Annotated in this window: 15 protein-coding genes; 8 read left to right on the top strand and 7 right to left on the bottom strand. The window is 68.1% G+C overall.

The features are described 5' to 3' along the window. The first annotated feature begins 1 nt into the window (after position 1). Genes JHC79_RS06180 through JHC79_RS06165 form a run of 4 tightly spaced genes read left to right on the top strand, consistent with a single transcriptional unit; the run spans position 2 to position 4,888 of the window. Positions 2-2,080, top strand: a complete 2,079-nt coding sequence (locus tag JHC79_RS06180) for an MMPL family transporter (RefSeq protein WP_296389288.1) — start codon at positions 2-4, stop codon at positions 2,078-2,080. Then, a complete protein-coding gene (locus tag JHC79_RS06175; RefSeq protein WP_296389287.1) occupies positions 2,077-2,943 on the top strand; it encodes an alpha/beta fold hydrolase in 867 nt (288 codons plus the stop codon). Before JHC79_RS06180 ends, JHC79_RS06175 begins: the two co-directional genes overlap by 4 nt. Positions 2,944-2,956: 13 nt before the next feature. Continuing rightward, complete coding sequence (locus tag JHC79_RS06170; RefSeq protein WP_296389286.1) at positions 2,957-3,424, top strand: nitroreductase family deazaflavin-dependent oxidoreductase; 468 nt, start codon at positions 2,957-2,959, stop codon at positions 3,422-3,424. Between the two features lie 45 nt (positions 3,425-3,469). After that, positions 3,470-4,888, top strand: a complete 1,419-nt coding sequence (locus JHC79_RS06165; RefSeq protein WP_296389285.1) for a glucose-6-phosphate dehydrogenase (NADP(+)) — start codon at positions 3,470-3,472, stop codon at positions 4,886-4,888. Positions 4,889-4,907: 19 nt separating this feature from the next. Here the strand turns inward: JHC79_RS06165 and cynS are convergent, their stop codons facing one another. Next, complete coding sequence (gene cynS / locus JHC79_RS06160) at positions 4,908-5,366, bottom strand: cyanase (protein WP_296389284.1); 459 nt, start codon at positions 5,364-5,366, stop codon at positions 4,908-4,910. Between the two features lie 88 nt (positions 5,367-5,454). On the opposite strand from cynS, the gene JHC79_RS06155 reads away from it, so the two are divergent. Next, positions 5,455-6,372 carry an alpha/beta hydrolase gene (locus tag JHC79_RS06155; protein ID WP_296389283.1) on the top strand — a complete coding sequence of 306 codons (918 nt, stop codon included), beginning with the start codon at positions 5,455-5,457 and terminating at the stop codon, positions 6,370-6,372. Between the two features lie 6 nt (positions 6,373-6,378). On the opposite strand, the gene JHC79_RS06150 is transcribed toward JHC79_RS06155, so the two are convergent. The 4 genes from JHC79_RS06150 to JHC79_RS06135 are packed head-to-tail and all read right to left on the bottom strand — an operon-like array spanning position 6,379 to position 10,581. Further along, positions 6,379-8,229: a glycoside hydrolase family 15 protein gene (locus tag JHC79_RS06150; RefSeq protein ID WP_296389282.1), complete on the bottom strand. Its 1,851-nt coding sequence runs from the start codon at positions 8,227-8,229 to the stop codon at positions 6,379-6,381. Positions 8,230-8,265: 36 nt separating this feature from the next. Further along, complete coding sequence (locus JHC79_RS06145) at positions 8,266-8,757, bottom strand: CoA-binding protein (RefSeq protein WP_296389281.1); 492 nt, start codon at positions 8,755-8,757, stop codon at positions 8,266-8,268. Continuing rightward, positions 8,754-10,058: an O-acetylhomoserine aminocarboxypropyltransferase/cysteine synthase family protein gene (locus tag JHC79_RS06140; RefSeq protein ID WP_296389280.1), complete on the bottom strand. Its 1,305-nt coding sequence runs from the start codon at positions 10,056-10,058 to the stop codon at positions 8,754-8,756. Before JHC79_RS06140 ends, JHC79_RS06145 begins: the two co-directional genes overlap by 4 nt. Before the next feature lie 10 nt (positions 10,059-10,068). Further along, a complete protein-coding gene (locus tag JHC79_RS06135) occupies positions 10,069-10,581 on the bottom strand; it encodes an OsmC family protein (protein WP_296389279.1) in 513 nt (170 codons plus the stop codon). A 169-nt stretch (positions 10,582-10,750) separates the two neighbouring features. On the opposite strand from JHC79_RS06135, the gene JHC79_RS06130 reads away from it, so the two are divergent. Together JHC79_RS06130 and JHC79_RS06125 are read left to right on the top strand one after the other, a co-directional pair. Next, positions 10,751-14,884, top strand: a complete 4,134-nt coding sequence (locus JHC79_RS06130; RefSeq protein ID WP_296389278.1) for a bifunctional nitrate reductase/sulfite reductase flavoprotein subunit alpha — start codon at positions 10,751-10,753, stop codon at positions 14,882-14,884. 39 nt (positions 14,885-14,923) lie between these two features. Beyond that, positions 14,924-15,334 (top strand): hypothetical protein, encoded by a 411-nt coding sequence (locus JHC79_RS06125; RefSeq protein ID WP_296389277.1) that lies wholly within the window; start codon positions 14,924-14,926, stop codon positions 15,332-15,334. 4 nt (positions 15,335-15,338) lie between these two features. On the opposite strand, the gene JHC79_RS06120 is transcribed toward JHC79_RS06125, so the two are convergent. Both JHC79_RS06120 and JHC79_RS06115 read right to left on the bottom strand, forming a co-directional pair. After that, on the bottom strand, positions 15,339-15,818 hold the full coding sequence (locus JHC79_RS06120; RefSeq protein WP_296389276.1) for a carboxymuconolactone decarboxylase family protein: 480 nt from the start codon (positions 15,816-15,818) through the stop codon (positions 15,339-15,341). Then, the gene (locus tag JHC79_RS06115) at positions 15,815-16,912 is read right to left on the bottom strand and encodes a dihydrodipicolinate reductase (RefSeq protein ID WP_296389275.1); all 1,098 of its coding nucleotides are present in this window, start codon (positions 16,910-16,912) and stop codon (positions 15,815-15,817) included. Before JHC79_RS06115 ends, JHC79_RS06120 begins: the two co-directional genes overlap by 4 nt. Before the next feature lie 174 nt (positions 16,913-17,086). Between JHC79_RS06115 and JHC79_RS06110 the strand changes: the two genes are divergently transcribed. Next, entirely contained in the window at positions 17,087-17,593 is a 507-nt protein-coding gene (locus tag JHC79_RS06110; RefSeq protein ID WP_296389274.1) for a hypothetical protein, read from the top strand. Positions 17,594-17,609 lie beyond the last annotated feature (16 nt).

Raw genomic sequence — 17,609 nt, 5'->3', positions numbered from 1 at the left:
GATGGAGCGACTCGCACGCCTGGTCATCGCACACCGTCGGTGGGTGCTGGCCGCGTGGCTGCTGCTGGCGGTGGTGGGCGGTTACGCCGCGCCGCAGGCCACCTCGGCCCTGAGCTACGACTTCAGCCTGCCGGGGCAGCCCGGATACGAGTCGAACCTCGACATCACCGAGCGGTTCGGCAACGGTGGCGGCAACCCGCCGATCCTGCTGGTGGTGGGTGATCGCGAGCAACCGGTCCCGATCTCGTCCGGCGAGACGGTCGGTCGCCTCGCCGCGCAGGCGGCACCCGGGGCGCGCGTGGCGTCGTTCGCCGACCAGCCGGCGCTGCTGTCGACGGACAAGACGGTCGGGGTGGTGGTGGTCTACCCACGACCGCTGCCCGGTTCCGAGATCTACGGCGCAGCCCTGCCCGCCCTGAAAGCGATTGCCGCGCAAGCGCAGGAGTCCACCGGCGTGCCGGTCGCGGTGACCGGCCAGGACGAACTGGCCAGCGGCGGTGGCGGGGGAGGCGTCGACATCCTCGCCGAGACCCTCTTCGGCGGCATCGGCGCCCTGGTCGTCCTCGCGCTGGTCTTCGGATCCTTCCTCGCGATCATGCCGCTGCTCATCGCCGCGGCGTCGATCCTGACGACGTTCCTCATCGTCTGGGGTCTCACCGCGGTCACCGACGTGTCGTTCATCGTGCAGTACCTGCTCGCCCTGATCGGGCTGGGCGTGGCCATCGACTACGCGTTGCTGCTGGTGACCCGATGGCGGGAGGAACGCGGCCACGGAGCCGACAACGCCGAGGCGGTGCACCGCGCCATGGTCACCGCGGGGCGGTCGGTGCTGTTCTCCGGCATCACCGTCGCGGTCAGCCTCGCCGCGCTCATCGCGCTGCCGGTCCCGTTCCTACGCAGCATCGGCTTCACGGGTCTGCTCATCCCGGTGGTCAGTGTGATCGCGGCGCTGACCTTGCTGCCTGCACTGTTGCTGACCGTCGGTCCGCGACTGGCGTGGCCGCATCGACGATCGCCCGAACCCGACAGCCGCCTCTGGCACCGGGTCGGCGTCATCGTGGTCCGGCACCGGTGGTGGTCGGCGCTGGCCGCGATCGTCGTCCTGCTCGCGATGGCGGCCCCACTGGTCGGCCTGCAACTCGGTCAGCCGACCAACGACTCCCTCGCATCCACCGGCGGCCCGGCCGGTACCGCCATCACCCATGTCGAGGAGTCCGGTCTCGGGGCGGGACTGACCGCGCCGGTCGAGATCGTCACCACCGACCCCCAAAGGGTCATCGCGGCGGTCTCCGAGGTCGACGGGGTCGCCGCTGTGATCGCTCCGGGATCGTGGACGGCAGGCGGGCGGTCGGTTGTCGATGCGTGGACGACGGCCGACGCATCCAGCGGGACCGGGGCCGACGCCGCGGCTGCGATCCGGACCGCCGCCGAGAAGACCGGTGCCGACGTGGGAGGCGCCCCCGCACAGAACGCGGATTTCATCGACGCCGTCTACGGCAACGCGTGGTGGATCATCCTCATCATCGTGATCGTCACGTTCGCCCTGCTCGTGCGTGCGCTGCGCTCGATCGTCCTACCCCTGAAAGCGTTGCTGCTCAATGTGATCTCGCTGGCGGCCGCCTACGGGATCACGGTGTTGGTCTGGCAGGACGGTGTCGGCACGCAGCTGTTGTTCGACCAGGACTCCTCCGGGGCCATCACGGTGTGGATCCCGATCGCCGTGTTCGCCTTCCTCTTCGGGCTCTCCATGGACTACGAGGTGTTCCTGCTCAGTCGCATCCGGGAGGAGTACGACACCACCGGCGACACCGACGAGGCGACCGTGGTCGGGGTGGCCCGCACGGGTCGATTGGTCACCTGTGCCGCCCTGGTCCTGTTCCTCGCGTTCATCTCGCTGTCCCGTGTGCCCGCCACCGACGTCAAGATTTTGGCGACGGCGTTGGCCCTCGGGATCATCATCGACGCCACGATCGTGCGGGGCGTCCTCGCGCCGGCGTTGGTGGCGGCCCTCGGACCGATCAACTGGTGGTTGCCCCGCCGGCTGCGGCCGTCGGCCCCACAGGAAGGCGGAACCCCATGACCGGCATCACCCACACCCGCATCCACGGTGAGCGGGTCGCCTACCGCGACGCCGGCACCGGCGACGCGATCCTGCTGATCCACGGCATGGCGGGCAACTCGACCACCTGGCGCGGGGTGATGCCGTCGCTGGCCACCCGATACCGGGTGATCGCACCCGATCTGCCCGGCCACGGCGAGTCGGGCAAGCCGCGCGGTGACTACTCGCTGGGGTCGTTCGCCGCCTGGCTGCGCGATCTGCTCGACGAACTCGAGATCGACCGTGTGACCGTCGTGGGTCAGTCCCTGGGTGGTGGCGTGGCCATGCAGTTCACCTACCAGCACCCCGAGTACTGCGAGCGCCTCTCGCTGATCGGCAGCGGCGGACTCGGACCGGACGTCAGCTGGACCCTGCGGTTGCTGGCCGCGCCCGGGGCGGAGCTGCTGATGCCTGTCATCGCCTCGAAACCGATCATCACCGCGGGTTCGGCCGTGCATTCCTGGCTCACCGCTCGGGGTCTGCGCGCTCCGCGAGCCAACGAGATGTGGCAGGCCCACGCCTCGCTCGGGGACCGCGAGACGCGGCAGGCCTTCCTCCGGACCCTGCGGTCCGTGGTCGATCACCGCGGCCAGGCCGTCAGTGCCCTGAGTCGCCTCTACCTGAACACCGGTCTGCCCACGCTGTTGATCTGGGGGGACGACGACGCGATCATCCCGGTCGAACACGGGTACGCCGCGCATGAGGCCATGCCGGACAGTCGCCTCGAGGTCCTCCCCGGTGTCGGGCACTTCCCACAGGTCGAGGCGCCCGAGACCGTGGCGCGTCTCCTCGGCGAGTTCATGACCGAGGCACCGGGGTCGTTGCGCAGCGGCGATCGCCGCTGACTACCGTCGACACATGGGACTGCTCACACCGCTCGCCGTGAAGATCGGCGCCATCTCGTGGATGCCGAAAGCGCTGCCTCAGATCGAGAAGTGGGACAGCCGCCTGCAGCGGGTCACCTCCGGCCGCGTCAGCGTCCTCGACATCGCCGGTCTGCCCAACCTGATGCTGCGTGTGCCGGGCCGCAAGAGTGGCGCCATCCGGTCGACTCCGCTGCTGTGTGTACCGCACGAGGGCGGATGGCTGATCGCAGGCTCGTATTTCGGAGCCCAGAAGATGCCCGTATGGGTGCTCAACCTGCGGGCGACCGACCAGGCGGCGATCATCGTCGACCGCGAGACCGTGTCGGTCGCGTGGCGGGAGGTCGCGGGGGCCGAACGCGCGCGGCTGTGGGAAGTGATGGTCGGCACCTGGCCCAACTTCACGCTCTACGAGAAGCGCACCGATCGCGAGATCCCGGTCTTCGTGCTGACGCGTCGCTGACGGCTCGCCGCGCCGGCTCCACCGCGCGGCAGGCATAGTGGTGTCATGGCTGACGACACCCCCACGGTCTTCGTTCTGTTCGGTTCGACCGGAGACCTCGCGAAGCGAATGGTCTTGCCCGCGTTCTTCGAACTCGCACAACGCGACCTCCTCCCCGCACGCTGGCGGCTGATCGGCAACGGTCGGGGACAACGGACCGACGACGAGTTCCGCGATCACGTCAAGGACGCTCTCGGCGAATTCGGGCCCGGTACCGACAACGACACCTGGAAGACATTCGCCGAGAACCTCCGGTTCGCCGGAGGCGGGTTCACCGCCGACGACCCGGGCGCGCTGCCCGACGTCATCGACGAGGTGCGCAACGACGACGACTTCGACGGCGACGACGTCCAGCTCGTGCACTACATCGCGCTGCCGCCCGCGACCTTCACCGACTACACCACGGCACTGGGCGAGCACGGCCTCGCCGAGGGATCACGTGTGGTGTACGAGAAGCCCTTCGGCACATCGCAGAAGGCGTTCGAGCAACTCGACGCCGCGGTCCACGAGGTGTTCGACGAGCAGCAGGTCTATCGGATCGACCATTTCCTCGGCAAGGAGAGCACCCAGAACCTGCACATCCTGCGTTTCGCCAACGGGATGTTCGCCGGGTTGTGGAACCGCGAGCACGTCGAGCAGGTCCAGATCGACGTGCCCGAGACCCTCGACATCGACGATCGCGCCGAGTTCTACGACGCCACCGGCGCCGTCCTCGACATGCTCGTCACCCACCTGTTCCAGGTCGCGGCCGAGGTCGCCATGGAACCGCCGATCAGCCTGAGCGCCGACGATCTGCAGAGTGCCCGCGAATCGGTCATCGCTGCCTTCCGGCCCATCGACACCAGCGAGGTCGTACTCGGTCAGTACCGGGGATTCCGCGAGACCGAGGGCATCGCAGACGATTCCACCACCGACACCTACGTCGCGGCCCGCATGTGGGTGGACACCGATCGTTGGCGCGACGTGCCGTTCGTGATGCGCACCGGCAAGATGCTCGGAGCCTCGGCGCAGCGGGTGACGTTGGTGTTCCGTCGACCCGACGACGGCCCCATCAAGCATCTGCCCGCCAACGGTGCCGCCCTGACGTTCGACCTCTCCGGCGACGGTGCGATCGACGTGACGTTGACGGTGAAGAAGCCCGGCCCCGGCGAGGACCTCACCGTCGGCCACCTCGAACTGCCGCTCGAGACCGTCGCGACGTCCGACGGTGGTGGACTCTCGCCGTATTCACGGTTGCTCTACGACGTCCTCGACGGCGATCGATCGTTGTTCACCCGGCCCGACGGTCTCGCGCACGTGTGGGAGGTCGCGGCGCCGTTGCTCGACAACCCTCCGGCCATCCAGCCGTATGAGGCGGGCTCCATGGGCCCCGGGTCGGCCGACGATCTCGCCGCACCGGTCGGGTGGTTCACCACCTCGTCCTGAACCGTGCTGTGCGACCGGGTCAGTCGGCACTGACCCAGTCGTAGGACAGGAACTTGCCGTCGAGTGTGATGACGACACGGTCCCCGGTCGGGTGCGTCTTCTTGTCGATGTCGATGCTGAAGTTGATGGCGCTCATGATGCCGTCGCCGAAGTTCTCGTGGATCAGTTCCTTGAGCGCCGGACCGTAGACCGCCAGCGCCTCGTAGAGGCGGTAGATGGTCGGGTCGGACATCGCGACGTCGCGGTCGGTGCCACGCACCGGGACCGTGCCGAGAAGCGGGATGACGCCGACGTCGAGACCCAGCTTCTCGACGAGGATCTCCGCCTCCGGGCGTGGGATCGGGTGCTGCCCCAGCAGGGCCGCGGTCGTCCACACCACCGGTCGGTCGATCGCGTCGGCGAGTTGCTGCCAGGTCAGTCCGCTGCTGATCCGTCGCTCGACGATCAATTCGGTGAGGTCGTTCCTGTTCATCGCCATCCCTCGGTGTGGTCGGTCGTGGTGTCCCACCACACTTACCCGACGACGACCTCACCCGCCGGACGAACTGCGTAGCTACGCTCATGACATGAGCACCCCGTACTTCCTCGATCCGAACATCGGGCGCAGGCGCGGCGTCGGTTCGTTTCGCAGCGCCGCCGGTTTCGACCGGTACGCCGCCGCATACCGTGACGGGATGTCGCTGCTGCCCCGGCCGGATGACGTTGTCGCAGTACCGACGTCGTTCGGCCGTGTGCGCGCCTACCGATGGGGGACACGCGGCGGCGAACCGCTCGTGCTGTTGGCCGGCCGTCAGTCCTCGACACCGTTGTGGCGGGCCAACATCGAACCGTTTCTCTCGTCGCGTGACGTCTGGTCGATTGACTCGATCGGCGAGCCGGGTGCGAGCACCCAGACCGTACCGCTGACCGACACCGACGCTCAGGTTGCGTGGGTCGACGAGACCCTCGCCGAACTGACGTCTGATCGCGTGCACCTGATGGGTGTCAGCATCGGCGGTTGGCTGACCGCACAGTGCGCGATCCGCAGACCCGGTCGCCTCGCATCGATCATCCTGCTCGACCCCGCCAACACCTTCGCGCCGTTGACCGCGAAGATGATCGCGGTGTCGATGGGCTCGATCCTCCCGGGACTCCCACAGAGGTTGCGACACAAGCTACTCGGCATGACCGCGGGAGGCGCGATGGTGTCCGACGAGATTCCGGAGGGTCGACTCATCGCATCGGGGATGCGCGACTTCGCGCAATCCGTTCCGCAACCGGTGCGCCCGTCCGCCGGCGACCTGGCGACGATCCCGCTTCCCGTTCTCGCGATCATCGCCGGGGCGAGCATCGTCCACGACCCGGCCCGTGCGGTTGCAGCGGCAGAGGCCATCCCCGGATCGCAGGTGGAGCTCTGGAAGGGTGCGACGCACGCGATCAACGGCGAACGTCCCGACGAGATCGCCGAACGCGTCAACCGGTTCATCGTCGAGCAGAACAGCTGATCCCGGTCAGGCGCCGAGTTCGCGATCCAGGTTGAACGCGGCACTGATCAGCGCCAGGTGGGTGAACGCCTGCGGGAAGTTGCCGAGTTGCTCACCGGTCAGACCGACCTGCTCGGCGTACAGACCGAGATGGTTGGCATGGGTGAACATCTTCTCCAGCGCCAGCCGCGCGTCGGCTCGTCGCCCGACCCGCGTCAACGCCTCCACGTACCAGAACGAGCACAGCGAGAACGTGCCCTCGGTGCCGCTGAGGCCGTCGTCGTGGTCGCTCGAGTCGTACCGGAACACCAGTGAGTCGCTGACCAACTGACCCTCGATGGCCGCGAGGGTCGAGAGAAACCGCGGATCGGTGGGGGAGAGCAGCTTCACGGCCGGGATCAGGAGCAGCGAGGCATCGAGGTGATCGGATTCGAAGGTCTGGGTGAACGCCTCGCGCTTGTCGTTCCAGCCCTTCTCCATGATCTGGGTGAAGATCTCGTCGCGCGTCGTCATCCACGTGCCGACGTCGCCGGGCAGTCCGCGCTGCCTGCTCATACGGATCATGCGCTCGAACGCGACCCAGCACATCAGGCGGGAGTAGACGAAGTTCTGCGACTCCGAACGCACCTCCCAGATGCTCTCATCGGACTGGTCCCAGTTGTCGACCAGCCAGGACATCACCTCACACAACTGATTCCACGAGTTGTACGAGATACCGGGGCCGTACTTGTTGAACAGGTACACCGAGTCGATGAGCTCGCCGTAGATGTCGAGCTGCAGCTGGTTCGTGGCGCCGTTGCCGACGTTGACCGGCGTCGACCCGCGGTACCCCTCCCAGTGCTCGAGGGGCTTCTCGTCGGGCGGGGTCTCACCGTCGATCGTGTACATCAACCGAAGCGGTCGACCGTTGTCGTCGCCGCCGTCGCTGAATCGACGGGTGAGCCACCCCATGAACGCCGCGGCCTCGTCGTTGAAACCGAGGCGCAGCAACCCGTACAGGGAGAACGCGGCGTCGCGGATCCAGACGTAGCGGTAGTCCCAGTTGCGCTCGCCGCCGATCTCCTCGGGGAGCGCGGTGGTGATCGAGGCCACGATCGCCCCGGTGGGTTCGTGGGTCATCAGCTTCAACACCAGCGCCGCGCGGTGCACCATCTCGCGCCACCGACCGGTGTAGTTCGACTGAGCAAGCCACGCCTGCCAGAAGCGGACCGTCGCGTGGACCACCAGTTCCGACGCCTCTGAGTCGACCTCCTCGGCAGGGATCTCGTCGACGCCGAGCGTGAACGTGGTGGCCTCGCCCACACGCAGTTCGATCTCGGCCCCGATCGATCCGTCGTCGGCCCGGGTCAGCGTCGCATCCGAGGCGAGGTGCAGCGTCAGGTCACCGCCGGCCAAGGTTGCATGGTTGTCGTCGTCGAGTTCGACGGTGCGTTCGCCGCGTCCGTAGTCGAATCGCGGATCGAGCCTCATGCTCATCCGCACGTGCCCCCGAACGCATTCGATACGGCGCACGATGCGCGTGCGGTGATCGGGATCCTTGGGCTTGGTCAGCGGCATCAGGTCCTGGACCTCGGCGACACCGTCCTCGCTCATGAAACGCGTGACGAGCACGTTGGAGTCGGGCAGATAGAACTGTCTCGTCGTCACCAGACCGTCGACCATCGAGATGTCCCACGATCCGCCCTCGGCCGAGTCGAGCAGTGCGCCGAACACACTGGGGGAATCGAAGCGAGGGCAGCAGAACCAATCGATCCGGCCGTTGATACCCACCAGGGCGGCGGTCCGGAGGTCCCCGATGACCCCGTGGTCGGCGATCGGCAGGTAACCGTCGGTCGAGTCGTCGGTTGTCGGCGTCGTGGGTGCGTCGTTGCGGGTCACACGCTCCATACTGGCAGCTGACGATTCGCCGATCGGTCAGAGACCTGTCCGGCGCCGCGAGTCGATCACGCCGGTGTCGAAACCGGCGAGGTGCAGCCCGCCGTGGAACCGTGCGTGCTCGATCTTGATGCACCGGTCCATCACCACCGTCAGCCCCGCCTCCTCGGCGTCGTGCGCCACGCCCTCGTGCCACAGTCCCAGCTGCAACCAGATCGCCCGGGCGCCGACCGCGATGGTCTCGTCGAGCACCGAGGGCAGGTCGTCGTGTCGGCGGAACACGTCGACCAGGTCGGGGGTCTCGGGGAGATCGGCGAGCGTCGGGTAGACCGGCGTGCCGTCCACATCGTCGATGGTCGGGTTGACCAGATAGATGGTGTAGTCCGAGGTCGACGACAGGTAGCGGTTGACGAAGTAGCTCGCCCGCGCCGGGTTGGCCGAAGCACCCACGATCGCGATCGACCTGGTCTCGAGCAGCAGTTCACGTCGGCGTTGCGCGGACGGCCCCTGCCACGTGCGCTGCGCGCTCACGCGTCGGCCTCCGACTGCGACGTCGCCTGCGTCAAGGCCTGATCGAGATCCCAGATGATGTCGGCCGGGTCCTCGATGCCGACGCTGATACGGATCAGTTCGGGACCCACACCGGCCCCGTCGAGCTGGGCGTCGGTGAGCTGGCGGTGGGTGGTGCTCGCCGGGTGGATGACGAGGGTGCGGACGTCCCCGATGTTGGCGACGTGGCTGGCCAGCCGGACACTCTCGACGAACTTCTGTCCGGCGGCGCGACCGCCCTCGATGCCGAACGCGAACACCGCGCCCGGTCCGGCGGGGAGATACTTCGCCGCACGGGCCGCATGGGGGTGGTCCGGCAGACCGGCCCAGCGCACGTAGGAGACGCGAGGATCGGCATCGAGCCATTCCGCGACAGCGCGAGTGTTGGCGATGTGGGCGTCCATCCGCTGGGGGAGCGTCTCGATGCCCTGGATCAGCTGGAACGCCGAGGTGGGCGCGAGGCTGGCACCGAGGTCGCGGACCTGTTCGCTACGGACCTTGGTCAGGAACCCGTACTCCCCGAAGTTGCCCCACCAGCTCAGTCCGCCGTAGGCCGCGACCGGGTCGGTCATGGCGGGGAAACGGCCCGAGCCCCAGTCGAACCGGCCGGACTCGATGATGACGCCGCCGAGGGTGGTGCCGTGACCGCCGAGGAACTTGGTGGCCGAGTGCACGACGACATCGGCACCGAACTCCAGGGGGCGGCACAGCCACGGGGTCGCCATGGTGGAGTCGACAACCAGGGGAAGCCCGTGGTCGTGGGCGACGGCGGCGAGCCCCTCGAGGTCGGCGATCTCGCCGGACGGGTTGCTGATCACCTCGGCGTAGATCAGCTTGGTCGACTCGGTGATGGCCGCGGCGTAGTCGGCCGGGTCGGTGCCGACCACGAAGGTGGTCTCGACGCCGAACCGCCGCAGGGTGACGTCGAGTTGGGTGACCGTTCCGCCGTAGAGTCCGGCCGCGGCGACGATGTGGTCGCCCGCGCCCGCAAGGGTCGCGAACACCGCGAACTCCGCCGACAGACCGCTCGCGGTGGCCACCGCGCCGATACCACCCTCGAGGCTGGCCATCCGCTCCTCGAACGCGGCGACGGTGGGATTGCCGATGCGGCTGTAGATGTTGCCGTACTTCTGCAGGGCGAAGAGATCACCCGCGTCGGCGGCATCGGCGAAGACGTAACTCGCCGTCTGATAGATCGGGACGGCGCGCGCACCAGTGTGCGGATCGGGTCGGGCACCTGCGTGAATCGCTTTCGTGCGCAACCCGAATTCGTGTTCGGTCACTCGCGCGAGACTATCCGATCTCGAGGGAGGTGTGGATCGGCGTCGGGTTGCGGGTGAGGTCGAGGACCGGGCAGTGCGCGTCGACCGCGTCCTGCAGTTCCCGGTACCGATCGGCCGACTCCGGGCCGGTGACGGTGACGACGACGCGCACCTCGCCGAAGCCGGGGCGGACGGCCTCGTCGAAGCCGAAGAACCCACGGACATCGAGGTCGCCTTCGGCGCGTGCAGAGATGTCCTCGACTGTGATGCCCAGCTTCTCGGCCCAGACCCGATAGGTCACGACCTGGCACGACAACAGCGACGCCAGGTAGTACTCGACCGGGTTGGCTGCAATGTTCTCGCCGCCGAGGGCGGGTGGCTCGTCGACCTCGACGCTGTACTTGCCGAGTGTGACCGTGCTGGCGACCGCATCGTGGGCGACGGCGGATCCGCGGAACACCGCGAGTGCGTTCTTCGGATCGGTGTCGACGGCGTCGGCGGTCGTGGCGATGACGCCGCCCAGGTAGGTGGTGGAAGTGGTCATGGCGGCGAACCTAGCTCCGACATCGGCCCGTCGACAGATTTGCGTTCTCAGTGGGTTCAACTCCTGCGGACCGGTCTCACGACGTGCGATCACCGTCGGTGAGGAGATCGTCACCTCGGACACACAGTCGTGTAATCGCTCAGATCCGCAGGCCCGACACAGTGGGGGCATGGTCAGATCGGTGTGCGCGTACTGCGGCGTGGGCTGCGGCATGGTGTTGCAGATCGACTCGGCGCCGTCCGGTGCACCCGCCATCGTCAAGACCGTCGGCGATCAGGACCACCCGAGCAACTTCGGCCGTCTGTGCACGAAGGGGAGCACGACCGCGGACATGCTGGCGGCTCCGGGGCGACTCGACTCGGCCCGCACCCGCACCGACCGAGGCGCACCCCTCGAGCGCGCCGACACCGCCGCCACCATTCGCGCCACCGCACACCGCCTGCGCGCCATCATCGACGATCACGGTCCCGACGCGGTCGCGCTCTACGTGTCCGGCCAGATGTCGATGGAGGCGCAGTACCTCGCGAACAAGCTCGCCAAGGGTTTCATCGGGACCAACCAGATCGAGTCGAACTCGCGCCTGTGCATGGCGAGCGCGGGGACCGGGTACAAACTATCGCTCGGTGCCGACGGGCCTCCCGGGTCCTACGAGGACTTCGAGCACGCCGACGTCTTCTTCGTGACCGGCGCCAACATGGCCGACTGTCATCCGATCCTGCATCTGCGGATGCTCGACCGCGTCAAGCAGGGCGCAAAGCTCGTCGTCGTCGATCCACGCCGCACCGCCACCGCCGACAAGGCGGACCTCTTCCTGCAGATCGTGCCCGGGACCGACCTCTGGCTGATGAACGGGATCCTGCATCTTCTCGTGGCCGAGGATCGCATCGACACCGACTTCATCGAGCGGTTCACCGACGGCTGGGAAGAGATGCCGGCGTTCCTCGCCGACTACACACCGGCCGAGGTGAGCACGAGGTGCGGGATCGCCGAGGCCGATCTGCGGACCGCGGCGCGGTGGATCGGCGAGGCCGACAACTGGATGAGTTGCTGGACGATGGGGCTGAACCAGTCCACACACGGCACCTGGAACACCAACGCGCTGTGCAATCTGCATCTGGCGACCGGCGCCATCTGCCGGACCGGCAGCGGCCCGTTCTCGCTCACCGGCCAGCCGAACGCGATGGGTGGTCGCGAGATGGGGTACATGGGCCCGGGTCTGCCCGGGCAACGTGCGGCCACCGTCGACGCAGATCGGTCCTTCGTCGAGCAGAAGTGGGGGCTGACCCCGGGGACGATTCGCACCGACGTCGGGGGCGGAACCGTCGACATGTTCTCCCGCATGGCCGACGGAGAGATCAGGGCGTGCTGGATCATCTGCACAAATCCTGTTGCCAGCGTGGCGAATCGATCCACCGTGATCGCCGGCCTGGAGCGGGCCGAACTGGTGATCACCCAGGACGCCTTCGCCGAGACCGAGACCAACGGGTACGCCGACGTCGTGCTGCCCGCCGCGCTGTGGACCGAGTTCGACGGCGTGATGGTCAATTCCGAACGTACGGTGACGCTGTGCCAACCGGCGGTCGCCGCCCCCGGCGAGGCGATGCCGGACTGGCAGATCATCGCCGCGATGGCCCGTGAACTCGGTTACGGCGAGGCGTTCGACTACAGCTGCGCCGAAGAGATCTTCACCGAGATCACCGAGTTCGCCAATCCCCGCACCGGATACGACCTGCGCGGTATCACCTACGAACGGCTGCGGCAGAACGCGATCCAGTGGCCCTGCCCGCCCGACGCCGAGAGCACCCGGCACCCGATCCGCTATCTCAACGACGGCGTGAGCCAGACCCTGCGGGTCGCCGATGACGGCTCGACCCCGCGGTTGTCGTTTCCCACCCCGACCGGGCGCGCGCAGTTCCTCGCCCGACCGGCCATGGCGCCCGCCGAGATGCCCGACGACGACTTCCCGTACGTGCTCAACACCGGCCGTCTCCCGCATCAGTGGCACACGATGACCAAGACGGGGAAGGTGGCGAAACTGACGAGACTCAACCCCGGGCCCTTCGTCGAGATCCACCCCGACGACGCCGCGGAACGCGGTATCGCGGCCGGCGACCGTGTGGAGATCGCCTCCCGTCGCGGCCGCGCCGTCCTGCCCGCCGCGCTCAGTGATCGGGTCCGACGCGGCAACTGTTTCGCCCCGTTCCACTGGAACGACGTGTTCGGCACCGACCTCGCGATCAACGCCGTGACCAACGACGCCGTCGACCCGGATTCACAGCAGCCGGAGTTCAAGGCGTGCGCCGTGCAATTGGTGCGCATCGCGGCCGAAGGCGTCGACATCGACTCCGACGTCGACGCCGGTGGACCGCCCGCTCTGACCGGGACGCCCGACCGGTTCGATGCACTCGCCGGTGCGCTGGGTGTGCACGTACCGACGGTGGAGCTGACCGGCACCGAACGGCACTGGGTCGCCGGGCTCGTCACCGGTCTGCGTGCGGCCGCGGTCGAGGGGATCAGCGGCGTCCCGACGGTGCCCACGACGGCGCCCCTGCGACCGGAGGCACGCGCCTGGGTCGACGGGATCCTGGCCGGGATGTTCGCCCGCACCGACGTCGACGGCGCGGACGGTGCAACGCCGGCAATCGGCGGCGATTCCGAGTCCGCCACCCGGACCGCGGTGGTCCTGTGTGCGTCGCAGACCGGCACCGCGGAGGAGTTCGCGGAAGCGGCCGCCGCACGTCTGCGGTCCACCGGCGTCGGGGTGTCGATGCACACGATGGACGATTTCCCGGTCACCGAGCTCGCCGAACACGATGCCGCCCTGCTGATCACGAGCACGACCGGCGACGGCGACGCCCCGGACAACGGCGGCGGGTTCTGGGAACACGTCAGCTCGTCGGACGCCCCGCCCCTGACCGGCGTGCGGTTCTCCGTGCTGGCGTTCGGCGACTCCAATTACGCCGACTTCTGCGGGCACGGCCGCAAACTCGACGAGCGTATGGCCGAACTCGGCGCCGACCGCATCATCGACCGCGCCGACTGCGAACCGGACTACGAGGAGACCGCCAACGCCTGGCTCGACACCGTCGCCGCACACCTCGGTGACGGAGCGGCGGGTGCGCAGACCGACCAACAGGTCAAGGGCGCCACCCGGGTCGTCGACCGCACGCCGGCCACGAGCGTGGAGTACGGCAAGAAGTCCCCGCTGATCACCTCTCTCGTGCGTAACACCCCCCTCAACGCGGCCGGGTCGAGCAAGGACGTCCGACAGTTCGGCTTCCACCTGCCGGAGAACACGCTCACCTATTCCGCCGGAGACGCGTTGGGGGTGTGGCCGCGCAACAGCCCGCACCTGATCGACGAATGGCTCGACGTCACGCGACTCGACGGCGACACCGTCGTCGAGATCGGCGACAGGGGCGCGCGGCCGCTGCGCCAGGCGTTGCGCGATGACCTCGAGATCGCGCGGATCACGCCGGACCTGTTGCGGTTCGTCGTCAAGCGCACCGCCGACGTCGATCTCGAGGCCATGATGCTGCCGGAGAACCGCGAGACCCTCGCCGACTGGACCTGGGGACGGCAGTCGGTCGATCTGCTCGGGATGCACCCCGTGCACGCCTCGGTCGACGAATGGCTGCGGGTGCTCAAACCCATGCAACCGCGTCTCTACTCCATCTCCTCGAGTCCCAGGGAGAGCCCCGACGAGGTGCAACTGACGGTCGCCGCGGTGCGCTACAACGTGCACGGCGTGGCCCGCCGCGGAGTGTGCTCGACCTATCTCGCCGACCACGCCGACGGTGACGACATAGGCATCTTCGTGCAGCGGTCGACGCATTTCCGCCCGCCCACCGACCCGGAGACGCCGATGATCATGGTCGGGCCCGGGACAGGCGTCGCACCGTTCCGCGCGTTCCTGCACGAACGCCGGGCGCTGGGCCACACGGGCCCGAACTGGCTGTTCTTCGGTGAACAGCACGTCAGCAGCGACTTCTACTACCGCGACGAACTCGAGGACCTGCTCGACGACGGCCATCTGACGCGACTGGACGTGGCCTTCTCCCGCGACCAGTCCGAGAAGGTCTACGTGCAGGATCGGATGCGCGAGCACGGCGCCGAACTGTGGGAGTGGCTCAACCGCGGGGCGTCGTTCTACGTCTGCGGGGACGCCACCCGGATGGCCAAGGATGTCGACGCAGCCCTCAAGGGAGTGGTCGCACAGTTCGGCAAGCTCGCCCCGAGCAGTGCCGACGCATACGTCAAGGCGCTCGCGGCGGACAAACGGTATCTGCGCGACGTGTACTGAACGGTCCGTCACGGCCGTGGCGACGGCTAGCCTGGACCGGTGACAGTGATGAGCACCGTGTTCTTTGCTGTCGGCGACTCGGTCGTGGTCGGCGGATGGATCTGGTCGCTGGTACGGGCCTGGCGGGCCGGACACGATCCAGATCTGGAACTGGCCATCGAGGCGGCTCGCCACGACCCCAGGGAATCGACGGCGCAATTGCGCCGTGACGCCGTCGACTGGAAACACCGTCTGGAGAACCGAGCGTCCTACCCGGCCTTCGCCTCGGCGGTCGTCAGCGGCATCACGCTGGGGTTCAGCGGCAACGCGGTCGGCCGCGGCACCGGCTACACCGACACCTGGATCGTCAGCGCCGCACTGTTGATCGCATCGCTCGCGGTCGCGTTCTCGGCGCGGTTGATCACCGCCAAGCGCATCCAGCGGCGCCTGCCGGAGCTGCTCGGGCGGTAGGCGTCTAGTGCGTCGGCAGGACGCACGCGGTGTCGAGCCCCAGGACCCGGTTGAGTCGGCCGAACGCCAGCCAGGAACCGAGGCACATGCTCAGCTCGACGATCTCGTTCTGGGAGTAGTGCGCCCTCATCCGCGTCCAGAAGTCGTCGTCGATGTTGTGGTGGTCGGTCGCGTACCGCTCGGCGTACTCCGCGGCCAGACGCGTCCGGGTGTCGAAGGCATCGGTGGTCCGCCACTGCGCCACCGACCGATCGAAGCCGGCCTCGACCGTGCAGCCGTCGCGCTCGGTGCGCCAGTCCTGGCAGAAGACGCACCCGTTGATCTGCGCGATGCGCAGTCGTGCGGCCTCGAACTCCCTGAGACCCAGCGTCGAGTCCGAGTAGACCTTCATCGACAGATTCGCGGCAGCCGGACCGATACCGGGCACCATCTCCCCCCACACGTAGGTGATGGGGTCCTTGCCGTCGGGTACGTCGACGATCATGCCGGTGCCTTCCGTGAGAGTTTCCCGACCGCCGGGGACAGCGGTATGTCGAGGGCGTCGTACAGACCGGACGGCGCGTCACGTAACCACGGCAGTGCGTTGACCAGACGTCCGACCGCGGTCGCGTTCCCGCCGGCCGCGCGGTTGCCGTTCTCGTCGGTCGCCTCGACGGTGATCACGATCCTGGGACGGCCCTCGATGATCACGATGTGCGCACCGTCGCCGCCGTCCGGCGGAGTGGGCCAGTCCGGGGCGCAGGACGGATGGATACGGGTGACGTGTTCGATGACGATCAGCGGGTCGCCATCGACGATCCCCTGCACCTCGAATCGCACCGCGCCCTGGGTACCCCGTTCGAAAGTGCCCATGCGGGCCGTCTCGATGGTGTCGTCGAGCGCGCGGCGATCGAGGGTCTCGCGGATCTCGTCGATCTCTACGCCGAGCGCCCGAGCGATCAGGCGGATCTGACCGCCCCACACCATCGTCGGAACCGTGGCCGCCACCATCGGCGGTTCGTAGTCCATCGGCTGCCCCATACCGATGAGATACCGGACCGAATCCGGCTGGTCGTACGTGGTGTAGTCGAAGATCTCCTGGCAGCGGACCTCGTCGATGCTCGAGGCGAGGCCGGTGGCGAGGACGGGCAGGATGTCGTTGCCCCACCCGGGGTCGACGCCGGAGACGAACAGGCTCCCGCCGCCCGCGGTGATCGCCGCATCGACCGGATCGCGCATCTCCGGCGGCGCCGACGCCGGGTCGTAGAGGGCGTAGAGCGACGGTGTGACGACGATGAGACCGCGGCGCAGTGCGCCGACGATGTCGGCGAGCGCGTCGTCGGGGCGAATGTCACCCGAGGCCGCGTAGACCACCGCCGCGGCGGTCCCGAGCGGGGCGGCCGCGTCGTCGGTCGCGATGACGCCGAGTGAGCGCCCCAGATCTGCGAGCTCGCCGGCGTCGCGGCCTACCTTGGCGGGATCGTGCACGATCACCCCGGTGAGTTCGAGGTGCGGATGCGCGTCGACCGCCCGTATGGACGCGCGTCCCACGTTCCCCGTGCCCCAGACCACGGTCGGGATCGGCTGTTCGGAGCTCATGTCGGAAAACTGTATAGAACACGTTCTAGTTCGGTGGCCGATCCGTCGAGTCGAGGCTGCGAGGTCGTCGACCGAGGTCTCATCGCGCGCGATCCGTTTGTGTTTCGTGTCCGGACTTCGACACAGTTGTGCGGTGGGAACAGAACCGACACGACACAGGGGAGACGCAGACGCATGGGGACACTGATCATCGTGGTGACCGCGGTGCTGGCCGTCTTCGTTCTCCTCGGCGGGGCGTGGTTCGCCGTCGATTCGACGCTGCGTGTCCGGCGCTTCGCCCGTTCCACCGATCTGGTTCCCGGCCGCGCCGGCCGTGCACCCGCCCACTGGGCGACCGCCGACGCTCCGGAGGCTGTCGAGCATCGCCGGATCCGCTATGCGATCGCCACGGTGCACGAGAACCCGACTCTGAGGTCGACGCCGGTGGTGTCGGCTGCGCTGAACCGACTCGACGACGAGGTGTTCGCACTCGACGACCGTCTGATCGCCGCCGCCTCCGATTCAGGGGACCCGGATGCGCTGCGCCGCATCGGTTTCGCGGTCGACGAGCTCGAATCGTTGGCCGGCCGGCTGGCCTACGCCTCACCACAGGCCGCCGAGCCGATCATCGACGCCGCGATCGCCTACCTTCGCGATCCCGTCGAGCGTCCTGGCACCGACGACGACCGGGACGACGACTGACGTGTGTCGCCGGTGG

It is taken from the genome of Williamsia sp., assembly GCF_016462415.1.
Lineage (GTDB): Bacteria > Actinomycetota > Actinomycetes > Mycobacteriales > Mycobacteriaceae > Williamsia_A.
Note: the sequence above shows the minus strand (reverse complement) of the source record. Positions and strands in the feature narration are given on the sequence as shown.

Excerpts from the sequence above, each read along its gene's own strand:
- cynS (WP_296389284.1), bottom strand. The coding sequence starts at position 5,366 with ATGGCGATGAACAGGAACGACCTCACCGAATTGATCGTCGAGCGACGG.
- JHC79_RS06115 (WP_296389275.1), bottom strand. The coding sequence starts at position 16,912 with ATGAGCTCCGAACAGCCGATCCCGACCGTGGTCTGGGGCACGGGGAAC.
- JHC79_RS06110 (WP_296389274.1), top strand. The coding sequence starts at position 17,087 with ATGGGGACACTGATCATCGTGGTGACCGCGGTGCTGGCCGTCTTCGTT.
- JHC79_RS06175 (WP_296389287.1), top strand. The coding sequence starts at position 2,077 with ATGACCGGCATCACCCACACCCGCATCCACGGTGAGCGGGTCGCCTAC.
- JHC79_RS06135 (WP_296389279.1), bottom strand. The coding sequence starts at position 10,581 with ATGACCACTTCCACCACCTACCTGGGCGGCGTCATCGCCACGACCGCC.
- JHC79_RS06130 (WP_296389278.1), top strand. The coding sequence starts at position 10,751 with ATGGTCAGATCGGTGTGCGCGTACTGCGGCGTGGGCTGCGGCATGGTG.
- JHC79_RS06120 (WP_296389276.1), bottom strand. The coding sequence starts at position 15,818 with ATGATCGTCGACGTACCCGACGGCAAGGACCCCATCACCTACGTGTGG.
- JHC79_RS06165 (WP_296389285.1), top strand. The coding sequence starts at position 3,470 with ATGGCTGACGACACCCCCACGGTCTTCGTTCTGTTCGGTTCGACCGGA.
- JHC79_RS06180 (WP_296389288.1), top strand. The coding sequence starts at position 2 with ATGGAGCGACTCGCACGCCTGGTCATCGCACACCGTCGGTGGGTGCTG.
- JHC79_RS06170 (WP_296389286.1), top strand. The coding sequence starts at position 2,957 with ATGGGACTGCTCACACCGCTCGCCGTGAAGATCGGCGCCATCTCGTGG.
- JHC79_RS06155 (WP_296389283.1), top strand. The coding sequence starts at position 5,455 with ATGAGCACCCCGTACTTCCTCGATCCGAACATCGGGCGCAGGCGCGGC.